The organism is Bradyrhizobium sp. SZCCHNRI1009 (assembly GCF_032487575.1).
Taxonomy (GTDB): Bacteria; Pseudomonadota; Alphaproteobacteria; order Rhizobiales; family Xanthobacteraceae; genus Bradyrhizobium.
Map to the genome: position 1 here is coordinate 1 of NZ_JAUEUL010000028.1, position 14,080 is coordinate 14,080.

Sequence of the window (14,080 nt, forward strand, 5' to 3'; positions counted from 1 at the left end):
CATTCAACGCCATCTCCAAGAGCCGCCAAGAAAACGAGAATACCAAGCGTTAATTTGGTAAGTTAGCGCCAATGGGGGTATCTCTCCGCGAGTGTCGCTCATAGAGAAAAACCCCTCACCCAACCGAGCTCGCCGCACTGTCCTACATGCCCTCTCCCGCAAAGGGAGAGGGCGCATTCACGTGCACTCGCCGCGCTCAATCCACCACCGGTGGCCGGGCCAGTTTGAAATGCCTGAGCATGTCGACCAGCGCTCCCAGCCGCTGCTCGCGATAGGCGGCGACGTCCATGCCGGAGTAGTCGAGGAAGCCCGAGCCGGTGCGCAGGCCGATGCGGCCCTCCGCCATGTTGCGCTCGATCACCTCCGGCGCGCGGTAGCGATCGCTACCCAGCGCGCCTTCGAGATAGCGGCTCGCGTAATAGAGGATGTCGCCGCCGCCCCAGTCGATGAATTCGAGCAGGCCGAGCACGGCGTAGCGGAAGCCGAAGCCGTAGCGGATCGCCTTGTCGATCTCCTCGGCGCTGGCGACGCCTTCGCCGACCATGCGCGCCGCCTCGTTCATGGCGAGCGCCTGGATGCGCGGCACGATGAAGCCCGGCGTCGCCGCGCAGACCACCGGCACCTTGCCGATGTCTTCCAGCAGAGCCTTCAGCCGCGCCGTGACGTCGGGATCTGTGGCCTTGCCCGGCGAGATCTCGACCAGCGGGATCAGATAGGCCGGGTTGAGCCAATGGGCATTGAGAAAGCGCTCGGGCCGCTCGACCGCACCGGAGAGATCATCGACCAGGATGGTCGACGTCGTCGAGGCGATGATCACGTCCGGCGCGACCGCGCGCGACGCCGCAGCCAAGACCTCGCGCTTGAGGTCGACGATCTCCGGCACGCCTTCGAAGACGAGCGTGGTCTGCACCAGCACGTCGCTGCTCGCGCCGGCCGGAGCCACGCTGATCTTCGCCATCAGTCTGTCGGCATCCGCGGCCTGCAGCATCCCGAGCCGCGTCAAGGTCGCGAACGTCGCGCTGATCTCGCCGAGCGCCTCGCGCCGCAGCCTGTCGAACTCGGCCGCCGTGCGCGGCTTGATGTCGATCATGGTCACGGGATGGCCGGCATAGGCGAAAGCCACCGCGATCCCGCGCCCCATGCGACCGGCGCCGAGGCAGGCAATATGACCGCGCGTGCTCATGCCGCGAACCCGTCGCGCAGCAGCGCCTGCAAGGCGGTTCGATCGAGACCGCTAAGGCCGAGGCTGGCGAGCGTGCGTCCCGTCGCCCAAAAATCCTCGCCGCAGATTGCGCCGCCGATGGCAAGGAAAGCGCGGGCAAGCGGCACCGGCGTGCCGCTCAGCTCGGCCGCCGAGATCAGGAACGACAGGCCGAGCCGGAGATCCTCGCGCATGTAGCGGTGCTGCGTCAGCACGAGCTGCTCGCGCCAATCGCCGGAATCGGTGAGCCGATCGTGCGAGCCGCGGCCATACATCCAGATCTCGCCCTCCTTGGCGTAGTGATGCGCCAGCGGGAAATGCGGCGCGCCATAGCCGAGCGCTTCGCGTACCGCAATCCGCTCCGCATCGAGCGCATCGGTAACGCGGCGGATCGACGGTTGCGTGCCCTCCTTGTGGATGTCCCAGCGTTCGAAGTGCTCGATCGGCCCTGCATTCATCACGATCAGCGGCGGATGAATGATGCAGCCGGCATTCATCAGTGCGCCCGACAGCGCATCGCCGCACGGCTCGATCACGCCGGGGAACGCCTTGCCGATCATGGCGAGCGCATGCTCGGCCGTCTTCAGCGGAAACACTCCGACGGGCAGCCGCTTGGCGCGAATGGTGATCGCGACCTCGAACGGTCCGTGCTTGCGGGTCAGCCAGGGCAGGGTGCCGGTCTCGGCGTAGCTGACACTGGCTTTGTTGCCGGCATCGCGCGCGGCTGCCGCGAAGATCATGGTGCCGAAGGTCGCCGGCGGCAGGAATACGACCTGGCCGTCGGTCAGATGCGGCGCCAGATGGCGCGCAATGTCGGCCTGTGCGAAGGCCGGCGCGGGGCAGAGGATCAGCTCGGCACCATGGACGGCCTCGCCGATGTCGGTCGTGACCAGCGCGAGCCTGGCCTCATGCCGGCCATTGACGTCCTTGACGACGATCGTCGAGCCCGCCGCTCGATGCTGCGCGACAGCGTCCGCATCGCGGCGCCACAGCCGGACCTCGTGACCTCCGAGCGCGAAATCGCCTGCCGCTGCAAAGGAGCCGTTGCCGCCGCCGAGCACTGCAATTTTCAAGAGCGCGTCTCCGTCTCGCTTATTTCGGGGTCATCGATCTGGCGCAGCAGATGGTGCTGCACCTTGCCGAGCGCGGTGCGCGGCAGGTCGTCGACGAAAACGATGTCCCGCGGCACCTTGAAGCGCGCGAGCTGCGACTGCAGATGCGCGCGCAGGGTCTCGGCGTCCAGCGCGCAGCCCTGGCGCCTGACGACGAAGGCGACCGGCACCTCGTCCCAGCGCGGATCGGGCCGGCCGATCACGCCGCAATCGACGACGTCGGGATGCTCGCTGAGCACACGCTCGATCTCGGCCGGATAGACGTTCTCGCCGCCGGAGATGATCATGTTGTTCTTGCGCTCGAGCACGAAGAAGTACCCCTCCGCATCGCGCTGGGCGATGTCGCCGGTGCGATACCAGCCGTCATGGATCGCCTGCTGCGTGGCTTTGGCGTTGCCCCAATATTCGAAGAACAGATTGGGCCCGCGCACGGCGATCTCGCCCGCTTTGCCCGCCGGAAGCTCGTCGCCGTCTTTGTCGATGATCTTGGCCTCGCAGCACAGCCCGGGCAGGCCGGTCGAGCCTGCGCGCGAGAGGTTGCCGCCGAGCCGCGTGTAGACCGCGATCGGACAGGTCTCGGTCGAGCCATAGACCTGCAGTACCGGCACACCGCGCGCCGTGATACGCGCGATCAGCGCCGGCGGCACGATGCTCGAGCCGGTGGCGACGGCCTTGAGCGACGACAGGTTCGCGGCGGCCCAGCCCGGATGCTCGGTGACGGCCTGGATCGTTGCAGGCACCAGCACGGTCAATGTCGGCCGGTCGCTGACGATCGCGGCCAGCGTCGAATCCGGGGTGAAGCGGGCGTGCAGCGTGACGGTGGCGCCGTGATGCAGCGCCGGCGTGGTCTGGATGTTGAGCCCGCCGACATGGAACAGCGGCAGCACCGTCAGCACGTGATCGTCGGAGGTCAGGCCATGCATGTGCTGGCTCATCACCCCGTTCCACAGCAGCGCCTCCTGCCGCAGCACTGCGCCCTTCGGCCGGCCCGTGGTCCCCGAGGTGTAGACGATCAGCAGCGGGCAGGAGAGATCGATGTGCGGGTTGCGATCGTCGCCGTGGCCACGCGCTAGGAGATCGTCGATCTGCAATCCGTTAGCCGGCGTGAAATCGATGCCGACCGGCACTGTCTCCGGGTGCTGCTCCGCTAGCACCGGCAGCACCGGCGCAAACGCCTGCTCGAGCACCAGCACCTTGGCCGCGGCATCGGAAAGAATGAAGACCTGCTCGGCCACCGCAAGCCGCCAGTTCAGCGGCACCAGGATCGCGCCAAGCCGCGCGCAAGCATAGAGCAGGACCAGATAGTCCGGCCGGTTGAGACTCAGGATCGCGACGCGGTCGCCGCGCCCGACGCCGAACTCCGATTTCAGCGCCCGCGCCGTCAGAGCGATGCGCGCGCTGAAATCGGCATAACTCAGCGTCACGCCTTCGAAGTGGATCGCCGGCTTGTCCGGCGTGAACGCCGCATTGCGCTCGATCAGGTTGCAGAGGTCCACGCTCAGTCGTCCGTCTCGCCGGGCTCGTACAGTGCCTCGCGGCCGATGCGGTCGAGGCACAATTCGGCGGTCCAGGGCAGCATCAGGGAGCCGCAACGGCTGTCGCGATAGATGCGCTCCAGCGGCAGCGTCTTGAGCATCGACTGTCCGCCGCAGGTGCGGATGGCGAGCGCCGCCAGGTCATTGGCCCCCTCCATCACCGAGTATTGCGCCGCATAGGCGCGCAGCACCTGCTCCTTGGTCGGATTGGCGCGCGCCTCGGTCACCGCCTGGAACCAGATGCCCTTGATCTGCTCCAGCTTGATCTGCATCTGCGCCACCGCGATCTGCTTGGTCGGATACATCCGCCGCTTGACCGGCGGCATGCCCGGCACCTCGCCGCGCAGATATTTGACGGTGAAGTCATAGGACGCCTGCGCCAGGCCCATATAGGTCGGCGACAGCGTCATGAACATGTGCGGCCAGCGCATGGCCGCCTGGAAGTAGACGCCGCGCGGCATCAAGGCGGCGTCTTCCGCGACGAAGACATCCTTGAACAGCAGCGTGCGTGACACCGTGCCGCGCATGCCCAGCGGATCCCAGTCGCCGACGACGGAGACGCCCTCCGTTTTCGCCGGCACCGCGAGATAGAGCGTGTTGCGGCGGGACGCCTTCTCGCCCTCGCTGACCTCGGTGCATAGCACACCATAATAATCCGCGTGTCCGGCAAGCGAGGCGAAGATCTTCTTGCCGTTGATCAGCCAGCCGCCATTGACCGGCTTGGCCTCGGTGCCGAAGGCGACGCCGCCCGCCGCGGCTGCGCCGCCTTCCGAGAACGGTTGCGAGTAGATCGCGCCGTCCTCGACGATGCGCTTGTAGTGGATCGCGCGCCGCCGCTCATGCTCGGCGCGGACGTCGTCCTCCATGTCGAGGTCGTCGGCGAGCGGTCCGGACCATAAGGTCGAGCAAACGTGCATGTTCCAGGTCAGCGCGGTCGCGCCGCAATAGCGGCCGATCTCGGCGGCGGTGAGTGCATAGGTCTGGTAGCCGGCGCCGAGGCCGCCGAGAGCCTTGGGAACGGAGATGCCGAGCAGGCCGGCGCGATGCAGGTCCTTGTAGTTCTCAGTCGGAAAGCTCGCCTCGCGATCCCAGGTCGCGGCGCGGCCCGCCAGCACGCTCTGTCCGAGTTGCCGAGCGCGAGTGATGATGTCGGCCTGCTCAGCGGTCAGCCGGTACGCGGCCGGATCGAACATCGGGGCGTCGAGCGCCTCACGGGATGCCGTCGCCGTCTTCTGGACCTGAATGGTCATTGTGCCTCCGCTGCCGTCGTTGTCGCGTGCGCCCTCAGAAAGGCGTCGAGCGCAGTGTTGAATTCGCCGGGCCGTTCGAGATTGACGAGATGGCCGGCGCCTTGGATCTCGACATAGCTCGACGCGGGAATGAAGCTCGCCATCTTCTCCATCATCGGCGCCGGTGCGTTGCGATCCTTCGATCCCGAGAGCACCAGCGTCGGCACCTTGATGTCCCTCAAGGTTTGTCGCCGGTCGAAACCGAGCAGGGCCAGCATGCTCGAGCGATAGCTTGCCTCGGGCACGCCGGCCATGCAGGAGGTTGCAATTTCAAGGCCGTGCGGATCGGGATCGTCGCCGACCAACTCCTCGACCAGGCCCGACGCCAGTGACGCCATCGTCGCTCCGCGATCCAGCGGGCCGAGGCGCGCCTCGATGAACGATTTCTGCCAGTCGCCGTCGGCCTTGCCGAAGGCCGGGCTGGTCTGAGCCAACACCACGGCCGACGCGGCCTGTGGATGCATCGTCAACCATTCCTGTACGATCATTCCGCCGATGGAATGACCAACGAGGATCGGCTGCTTGGCGCCGATCTGAATCAGGAAGTCTTGGAGCGCAGCAGCGAGCGTGGTGATGCTGACCATGTCGAGCCGGGCGGATCGGCCATAGCCCGGCATGTCCCAGGCCACCGCATGGCAGCGCTCGCCGAAATAATCGAGCTGACCACGCCAGGCGCGCGCGGCGCCACCGATGCCGTGCAGGAACACAACGCTCTGTTGCTCGGGCGTCCCCGATGCCTCGTAGCCGAAGCGGCCGTCCTTCGTGGTAACGATTTGCGACGCAGGCACGCAGACCTCCGAGATATGCCCGAGGCCGCTACGTTGCTCGCTCCAGGCCCTTGAACGCTAGTCGCGGTAAACGAGGTGTCAAGCCGCTTCCGGCGTGTTGTTGCAAAAATTTGAAGTTTAAAATAACTTCTCCGTCGAGACGAGCCAACGAAATCAGAGGAGGCGCACGCATGTCCGGACTTCCGCAAGCCGCGCATGCGATGGTGACCGGGGGCGGGCGCGGCATTGGCCGCGAAATCGCGCGCGCCTTGAAGCTTGCGGGCGCAACCGTGACGATCGTCGGTCGCAACCGCGCAACGCTCGATGAGGCCATCGCGGCCGGATGCGCAGATCACGCCGCAATCGCCGATGTTGCCGATCCGGCGGCGCTCAATGCCGCAGCCGCAAGCGCCGCCGCGCATCAGCCGATCGACATTCTGGTTGCCAATGCGGGAAGCGCAGAATCGGCGCCGTTCCTGAAATCCGACACCGCGCTGTTCCACCGCATGATGGACATCAACTTCATGGGCGTCGTACACGCCGTGCAGGCGGTGCTGCCGGCGATGAAGGGCAGGCCCTACGGCAGGATTGTCGCAGTGGCGTCTACCGCGGGCCTCAAGGGCTATCCCTATGTCAGCGCGTACACCGCGGCCAAGCATGCGGTCGTCGGCCTCACGCGATCGCTGGCGCTGGAGCTGGCCGCGACGCGCGTCACGGTCAATGCCGTGTGTCCCGGCTTTACCGATACCGATCTTGTCGCGGAAAGCGTCGACAACATCATGAAAAAGACCGGCCGCAGCCGGGAGCAAGCGATCGCCGAGCTTGCCAAGCACAATCCGCAGGGGCGTCTCATCATGCCGCAGGAGGTTGCCGACACTGTGCTGTGGCTGTGCGGCAGCGGTGCCGGTGCGATCACGGGGCAGGCGATCGCGGTTGCCGGCGGCGAAGTGTGAGCCGCAGCGCCCTGGCCTAACGAAAACAGTTGAACAGAGGGAACTTACATGTCGAGACCGGCCAACCCAGTCACCGTGCCGCTGGCGGACTACAAGCCCAGCCATTTCCTGCTTACGGTCAAGGATCGCGTCGCGACCGTGACGTTGAACCGGCCCGAGCGCAAGAATCCGCTGACGTTCGAGAGCTATCGCGAGCTGACCGATTTCTTCCGGGCCTGTGCCTTCGACGATGAGGTCAAGGCGGTGGTCGTGACCGGCGCCGGCGGCAACTTCTCGTCCGGCGGCGATGTGTTCGAGATCATCGGCCCGCTGGTGAAGATGGACACCAAGGGTCTCACCGCCTTCACCCGCATGACCGGCGACCTGGTCAAGGCGATGCGCGCCTGTCCGCAGCCGATCGTCGCCGCGGTCGAGGGCATCTGCGCCGGTGCCGGCGCCATCGTCGCGATGGCCTCCGACATTCGTCTCGCAGCGACCGGCGCCAAGGTCGCGTTCCTATTCAACAAGGTCGGTCTTGCCGGCTGCGACATGGGCGCCTGCGCGATCCTGCCGCGCATCATCGGCCAGTCGCGTGCGTCCGAACTGCTCTACACTGGCCGCTTCATGAGCGCGGACGAGGGCGAGCGCTGGGGCTTCTTCAGCCGCACCGTCGCGCCCGCCGACGTGCTGGGGCAGGCCGTGACACTGGCAACAGAGATCGCGAACGGCCCGACCTTTGCCAACACGATGACCAAGCGCATGCTGGCGATGGAATGGGCGATGTCGGTCGAGGAGGCGATCGAGGCGGAGGCAGTTGCCCAGGCCTTGTGCATGACGACAGAGGATTTCAACCGCGCCTTCGAAGCATTCGCCGCCAAGTCCAAACCGGTCTTCCAGGGCAATTGAGCGGCCGCGGGAACCAAAGGGACTTGCCAGGAGATATTTTAGGTCTAAAATAATTTTCATTGGCTCGGCTCTCCAGCGGAGGCGCTCATGAAGATCGCGATCATCGGCGGCGGACCTGCCGGTCTCTATGCGGCGATATTGCTCAAGAAGCAGCGGCCCAGCGCCGACATCGCGGTCTACGAGCGCAACCGTGCCGACGATACGTTCGGCTTCGGCGTGGTGTTCTCGGACGCCACGCTCGACAATTTCGAGAAGCACGATCTGCCGAGCTACCAGCGCATCACCCAGGAGTTCGCCTACTGGGATGATATCGCCGTGCACTTCCGCGGCACGGTGCATCGCGTCGGCGGCAACGGCTTCTGCGGCTGCTCGCGCCGCACGCTGCTGCGCATCCTGCAGGAGCGTGCCCACGAGCTGGGTGTCGCTCTGCACTTCGAGGTCGATCTCGAGGACGAGACGCAATTCGCTGATGCCGATCTCCTGATCCTGTCGGATGGCATCAACAGCCGCTTCCGCCAGAAGTATGTCGATCACTTCCAGCCCGAGGTCGACCTGCGCGCCAACAAGTTCGCGTGGATGGGCTCGACCAAGCCGCTCGATGCCTTCACCTTCATCTTCCAGGAGACGGAGTGGGGCCCGTTCATTGCGCACGCCTATCAGTATGAGGCGGGGCACTCGACCTGGATATTCGAGACGGATCCCGAGACCTTCGAGCGCGCCGGCCTGACCGGGCTCGACGAGCGGCAGTCCGCCGATCGCATGAAGGAGATCTTCGGCTGGTTCCTCGGCGACCATCCGCTGCTGATCAACCGCTCGATGTGGCGCAATTTCCCGATGATCCGCAACAAGCGCTGGGTCAGGGACAACATGGTGCTGCTCGGTGACGCCAAGTCGACCGCGCATTTCTCGATCGGTTCGGGCACCAAGCTTGCGATGGAGGACGCGATCGCGCTGGCCGACGCCATGCAGCGCGCGCCCAACATTCCAGCGGCGCTCGATCTTTACGAGCATGGCCGGCGCGAGGAGGTCGAGAAGACCCAGCACGCCGCCGACGTGTCGCTGGTCTGGTTCGAGCATGTCGACCGCTTCTGGGATTTCGATCCGGTTCAGTTCGCGTTCGGCGTGATGACGCGCTCGAAAGCGATCACCTACGACAATCTCACTCTGCGCGCGCCGGACTTCGTGGCCGAGGTTGACAAGGCCTTCGCGCGCCAGGTCCGCGCCAAGGGTTTTGATGTCGATGTCGAGAAGCCCTTGGCGCCGATGTTCCAGCCGCTCAAGCTGCGCGAGATGACAATCGTGAACCGCGCGGTGCTGTCGCCGATGTGCATGTACTCGGCGGAGGAAGGTGTCCCTGGCGATTTCCACTTGGTGCATTACGGCTCGCGCGCGATCGGCGGCGCGGGTCTGCTGTTCACCGAGATGACCTGCGTCAGCCGCGGTGCCCGCATCACGCCCGGCTGTGCCGGTCTGTGGAACGACGCCCAGGAGGCGGCGTGGACGCGCATCGTCGATTTCGTCCATGCGAACTCGCGGGCGAAGTTCGCGCTGCAGCTCGGCCACGCCGGCCGCAAAGGCGCGACCAAGCTGATGTGGGACGGCATCGACCGGCCGTTGGAGCAGGGCGGCTGGGACGTGGTGTCGGCGTCGCCATTGCCGTATTTCCCGGACAGCCAGGTGCCGCGCGAGCTCGACCGCCAGTCGATGGATGCGATCAAGACCGACTTCGTCGCTGCGGCCGAGCGCGGCAACCGCTGCGGATTCGACATGCTCGAACTGCACTGCGCCCACGGCTATCTGCTCGCGAGCTTCATCTCGCCGCTGACCAACAGGCGCACCGATGAGTACGGCGGCTCGCTGGAGAACCGGCTGCGCTTCCCGCTGGAAGTGTTCGCGGCGATGCGCGCGGCGTGGCCGGCGCACAAGCCGATGTCGGTACGCATCTCCGCCACCGACTGGGCCGAGGGCGGCATCACTGGTGACGACGCGGTGCTGATCGCCCGCGCCTTCGGCGAGGCGGGCGTCGATCTCGTCGACGTCTCGACCGGGCAGACCGTGCGCGAGGCCAAGCCGATCTACGGCCGCATGTTCCAGACGCCGTTCTCGGACCAGGTCCGCAATGAGGCTGATGTCGCCACCATGTGCGTCGGTAACATCACTTCGGCCGACCAGATCAATACCATCCTCGCCGCCGGCCGCGCCGATCTCGTCGCGCTCGGCCGTCCGCATCTGGTCGACCCCGCCTTCACGATGAAGGCCGCGGCCTGGTACGGCGCCGACATGTTCTGTCCGCCGCAATATCTGCCGGGCAAGGAGCAGATCTTCCGCAACAGCGTCCGCGACCGGCAGGATTTCGAGGAGCTGAAGATTAAGGCTAAGCCGAAAACGCGGGCCGAGCTGAAGGCCGAGGCTGCGAAGCCGCTTGCGGCGGAGTGAGCCGCTGTGCAACGCTGCCGCCCGGTATGCGAAGTACGAGTGGAGTAGGGAACGATGAAGGCGATCATCGTAGGCGGCGGTATCGGCGGATTGACCACGGCTCTGATGCTGCGGGCGCGCGGCATCGACTGTGAGCTGTTCGAGCAGGCGGATGCAATCCGCGAGCTCGGTGTCGGCATCAACACCCTGCCGCACGCGATCCGCGAGCTCGCCCAGCTCGGGCTGCTCGACCGGCTCGACGAGGTCGCCATCCGGACCTATGAGCTGTTCTACCTGACCCGGCGCGGCCAGGAGGTCTGGCACGAGACCCGCGGGCTCGATGCCGGCCATGACGTGCCGCAATTCTCGATTCACCGCGGCCGTCTGCAGAGCGTGATCCATCAGGCGGTGATGCAGCGGCTCGGGCCTGAGAAGGTCCACACCGGCTGCCGGCTCGGCGCCTTCACCCAGGATGAGGGCGGGGTCACCGCGTATTTCTTCGACCGCACCGGCGCCCATGTCCACACCGCCCGCGGCGACGTGCTGATCGGCGCCGACGGCATCCATTCCAAGGTCCGGCAGACGCTGTTCCCGAACGAGGGCGCGCCGTGCTGGAACGGCCTGATGCTGTGGCGCGGCGCCACCGACTGGCCGGTGTTCCTGACCGGGCGTTCGATGATCATCGCCGGCGGCCTCAACGCCAAGGCGGTGATCTACCCGATCGCCGAGGGCTCCAGCCCCGCGACCCGGCTCACCAACTGGGCGGTGCTGGTGCGCATCGGCGATGCCAACACCGCGCCGCCGCGGCGCGAGGACTGGTCGCGGCTCGGCAAGGCCGACGAGCTGATGCCGCATGTCAACGGCTTCTCCATTCCCCAGGTCGACTTCGCCGCGATGGTGCGGGCGACGCCGGAGTTCTGGGAATATCCCTGCTGCGACCGCGATCCCTTGCCTTACTGGTCGAGTGGCCGCGTCACGCTGCTGGGCGACGCCGCGCATCCGATGTACCCGGTCGGCTCCAACGGCGCCTCGCAGGCCATTCTCGATGCCCGAGCGCTCGCCGATGCCTTGGCCCGCTCCGAGCATCCGCGCCAGGCGCTGATGACCTATGAGCAGAAGCGGCTGCCGATGACGGCCGAGATCGTCGCGTCCAACCGTCGCGGCGGCCCCGAGGGCGTCATCGATGCCGTCGAGCAGCTCGCGCCGCAGGGGTTCAGCGACATCAACACCATCCTCAACTACGAAGCCCGCGAAGGCATCGTGCGCGGCTATGCCAGCCGGGCCGGCTTTGCCGCGCGGATGGTGACGCGACAGGCGTCGTAAGTCAGCGTCGAGCACCGTTTTCCGGGCTGCCCCTCACCCCAGCCCTCTCCCCGTAAGAACGGGGAGAGGGAGCCGACTGCATTCTGTGGTATAGTTCGAACCCAAGCACCAGCCCGCCTCACGCCCCCGGAGGCGGGGGCAGGAAGTGGATGTTGTGCTCGGCGGCGAGCTTCACCACGTCGTCGGGGTTCTGGTCGCGCATGTTGTGGATCGCCCAGAACAGCTCGTAGAGCCGCCGCGTCGGCGACACCCAGAACAGCGTCTTCGCCGTCTGCTGCGACTTGTTGAAGATGCCGTGCGGCTTGCCCATCGGCAGCCGCACCGTGTCGCCGGCGGTGGCGTATTCCTCGGCGCCGTCGAGGAAGAAGTCGAGCCGGCCCTCGAGGATGTAGAGATATTCGTCCTGGTCGGGATGGATGTGCGGCGGCACGAAGGTGCCGACCGGGAACGTCGCATGCCAGGAGAAGCTGTGCTCGGTGCGGCTCTTCGGCACGTAGACCTGGCCGAGGATGTTCCAGGAGATGCCCTGGATGCCCTCATTGGCCCGGGTGATGCCGGCGATTTCCGGATGGTTCATGTTGGTTTCGCTCCCTGTTGTTACTTGGCCGCGCAATCCTTGGCGTAGCGGTCGGCGTAGTTCTCGAACACCTTCTGCACGATTTCGGTCTGGAACTTGCCGTCGGGCCGCTTGGCGACCTTGGTCAGATAGAAGTCCTGGATCGGGTAGCCATTGGTGTTGAACTTGAAGTTGCCGCGCAGCGAGGCGAAATCGGCCTTCTTCAGCGCCGCGGCCACCGCATCCTTGTTGCTGAGGTCGCCATTGACCGCCTTCACGGCGCTGTCGATCAAAAGCGCGGCGTCATAGGCCTGCATGGCGTAGGTGCCGGGCACGCTGTTGTAGGCGGCCTCGTAGCCGGCGACGAACTTCTTGCTTTGCGGATTGTCGAAATTGGGCGCCCAGTTGGCGCCGCCGAACATTCCGACCGCGGCGTCCTGCTGCGCAGGCAGCGTGGATTCGTCGACCGTGAAGGCCGAGAGCACCGGAATGGTGTCGGCAAGGCCGGCCTGCTTGAACTGCTTGACGAGGTTCACGCCCATGCCACCCGGCATGAAAGTGAACACGGCGTCCGGCTTCTGCGAGGAGATCTTGGACAGCTCGGGCTGGAAATCGAGCGTGTTGAGGGGGACGTAGGACTCCTCGACGATCTCGCCCTTGTAGTCGAGCTTGAAGCCGGCGACGGAATCGCGCCCGGCCTGGTAGTTCGGAACCAGCAGATACATCTTCTTGTAGCCGCGGTCCTGCGCGACCTTGCCGAGAACGGCATGCACCTGGTCGTTCTGGTACGAGGTCACGTAGAAGTAGGGACTGCACTCCTTGCCGGCGTAGCTGGACGGACCGGCATTCGGGCTGATCAGGAAGGTCTTGTTCTCGGTGACCGGCCGGTGGATCGCCTGCAGCATGTTGGAGAAGATCGGACCGACGACGAAGTCGACCTTGTCACGCTCGAGCAGGCCCTTGACCTTGGTGATCGCGGCGTCCGGCTTGAGCTCGTCGTCGGCGACGACCACCTCGACGTCCTTGCCGCCCATCTTGCCGCCGAGGTCCTTGATGGCAAGGTTGAAGCCGTCGCGGACCTGGCCGCCGAGCGCGGCGGCGGGGCCGGAGAGGGTGACGATGACGCCGATCTTGATCTTGTCGGCGGCCAGCGTCGGCTGGGCGAGCAGGCTCGCAGCAATGCCAAGACCGACGCCGAGACCGGCCAGCTTCGAACTCATTTTCATGACAACTCCCCCGGGATGCGGAATTTCAGGTTTATGTTTTTTGCACCTGACCAAACGATGGGCCAGACCGCAGCTTGGTCACAAGCCTAGTCTGATGACGCCCTCAGCCGCAAGCGAGCTGCTTGCGGAAAGGGCAGTTTCGGCACGCATGCAAGCGCCGCGCCAATTGCTTGAAGGTTAAAGGAATTGCCGCCTCATCGTCCTGCGCAAAATGACGGTACATTTTTCCTTGCTCCCGGGAGGTCCTGAAGGTCAAACTCACGAGCCTCGCCAGACGAGGCTGAACGTGCCCAAGTGATTCCGTCATGACGCTTGATTCCGAGACCAAGGCCGTCGAGCTGCCCGAGGACCATGCCGAGGAGCTGCGGCTGTGGCTGCGCCTGCTCACCTGCACGACGCTGATCGAAGGCGAGATCCGCAGCCGGCTGCGTGAGCGTTTCGACGTGACCCTGCCGCGTTTCGACCTGATGGCGCAGCTCGACAAGGCGCCTGATGGCATGACCCTGTCCGACGTCTCCAAGCGCATGATGGTCTCGAACGGCAACGTTACCGGACTGGTCGAGCGCCTCGTCGAATCCGGCCATCTGGATCGCCGCACCTCCGATACCGACCGCCGCGTCCAGGTGATCCGGCTGACCAAGCTCGGCCGCGCCGAATTCCGCAAGATGGCGGCCGAGCACGAGACCTGGATCGCGGATATCTTCGGCGATCTCACGGAGAAGGACGTGCGCGAGTTGATGCGGCTGCTCGCCAAGACCAAGGGGTCGGCGCAGAAGGCCGTGCAGCGCCGGCAGGATTGAAGCGGGCCTGACAGGACG

12 protein-coding genes are annotated in these 14,080 nt (G+C 65.7%); 5 read left to right on the forward strand and 7 right to left on the reverse strand.

The features are described from left to right. Positions 1-196: 196 nt before the first annotated feature. The 5 genes from QX010_RS29530 to QX010_RS29550 are packed head-to-tail and all read right to left on the reverse strand — an operon-like array spanning position 197 to position 5,925. On the reverse strand, positions 197-1,183 hold the full coding sequence (locus QX010_RS29530; RefSeq protein ID WP_315802412.1) for a 3-hydroxybutyryl-CoA dehydrogenase: 987 nt from the start codon (positions 1,181-1,183) through the stop codon (positions 197-199). Then, positions 1,180-2,274, reverse strand: a complete 1,095-nt coding sequence (locus QX010_RS29535) for an NAD/NADP-dependent octopine/nopaline dehydrogenase family protein (RefSeq protein ID WP_316183222.1) — start codon at positions 2,272-2,274, stop codon at positions 1,180-1,182. Before QX010_RS29535 ends, QX010_RS29530 begins: the two co-directional genes overlap by 4 nt. Then, entirely contained in the window at positions 2,271-3,809 is a 1,539-nt protein-coding gene (locus QX010_RS29540; protein WP_316183223.1) for a class I adenylate-forming enzyme family protein, read from the reverse strand. Before QX010_RS29540 ends, QX010_RS29535 begins: the two co-directional genes overlap by 4 nt. Positions 3,810-3,811: 2 nt before the next feature. Beyond that, complete coding sequence (locus QX010_RS29545; RefSeq protein WP_316183224.1) at positions 3,812-5,098, reverse strand: acyl-CoA dehydrogenase family protein; 1,287 nt, start codon at positions 5,096-5,098, stop codon at positions 3,812-3,814. Continuing rightward, a complete protein-coding gene (locus tag QX010_RS29550) occupies positions 5,095-5,925 on the reverse strand; it encodes an alpha/beta hydrolase (protein WP_316183225.1) in 831 nt (276 codons plus the stop codon). Before QX010_RS29550 ends, QX010_RS29545 begins: the two co-directional genes overlap by 4 nt. A gap of 170 nt (positions 5,926-6,095) precedes the next feature. Between QX010_RS29550 and QX010_RS29555 the strand changes: the two genes are divergently transcribed. The 4 genes from QX010_RS29555 to QX010_RS29570 all read left to right on the forward strand — a co-directional run bounded on the left by QX010_RS29555 (position 6,096) and on the right by QX010_RS29570 (position 11,480). Beyond that, positions 6,096-6,857, forward strand: coding sequence for an SDR family oxidoreductase (locus QX010_RS29555; protein ID WP_315802545.1), 762 nt, complete (start codon positions 6,096-6,098; stop codon positions 6,855-6,857). A 48-nt stretch (positions 6,858-6,905) separates the two neighbouring features. Further along, entirely contained in the window at positions 6,906-7,742 is an 837-nt protein-coding gene (locus QX010_RS29560) for an enoyl-CoA hydratase family protein (protein WP_315802417.1), read from the forward strand. A gap of 87 nt (positions 7,743-7,829) precedes the next feature. Then, positions 7,830-10,178 carry a bifunctional salicylyl-CoA 5-hydroxylase/oxidoreductase gene (locus tag QX010_RS29565; RefSeq protein ID WP_316183226.1) on the forward strand — a complete coding sequence of 783 codons (2,349 nt, stop codon included), beginning with the start codon at positions 7,830-7,832 and terminating at the stop codon, positions 10,176-10,178. 54 nt (positions 10,179-10,232) lie between these two features. Next, a complete protein-coding gene (locus QX010_RS29570) occupies positions 10,233-11,480 on the forward strand; it encodes a flavin-dependent oxidoreductase (protein ID WP_315802419.1) in 1,248 nt (415 codons plus the stop codon). Between the two features lie 118 nt (positions 11,481-11,598). Here the strand turns inward: QX010_RS29570 and QX010_RS29575 are convergent, their stop codons facing one another. Next, positions 11,599-12,057 (reverse strand): cupin domain-containing protein, encoded by a 459-nt coding sequence (locus QX010_RS29575; RefSeq protein WP_316183227.1) that lies wholly within the window; start codon positions 12,055-12,057, stop codon positions 11,599-11,601. A 20-nt stretch (positions 12,058-12,077) separates the two neighbouring features. After that, positions 12,078-13,262, reverse strand: coding sequence for an ABC transporter substrate-binding protein (locus QX010_RS29580; protein WP_316183228.1), 1,185 nt, complete (start codon positions 13,260-13,262; stop codon positions 12,078-12,080). Positions 13,263-13,567: 305 nt separating this feature from the next. Between QX010_RS29580 and QX010_RS29585 the strand changes: the two genes are divergently transcribed. Continuing rightward, positions 13,568-14,062: a MarR family transcriptional regulator gene (locus QX010_RS29585; protein ID WP_315751998.1), complete on the forward strand. Its 495-nt coding sequence runs from the start codon at positions 13,568-13,570 to the stop codon at positions 14,060-14,062. Positions 14,063-14,080: the final 18 nt, after the last annotated feature.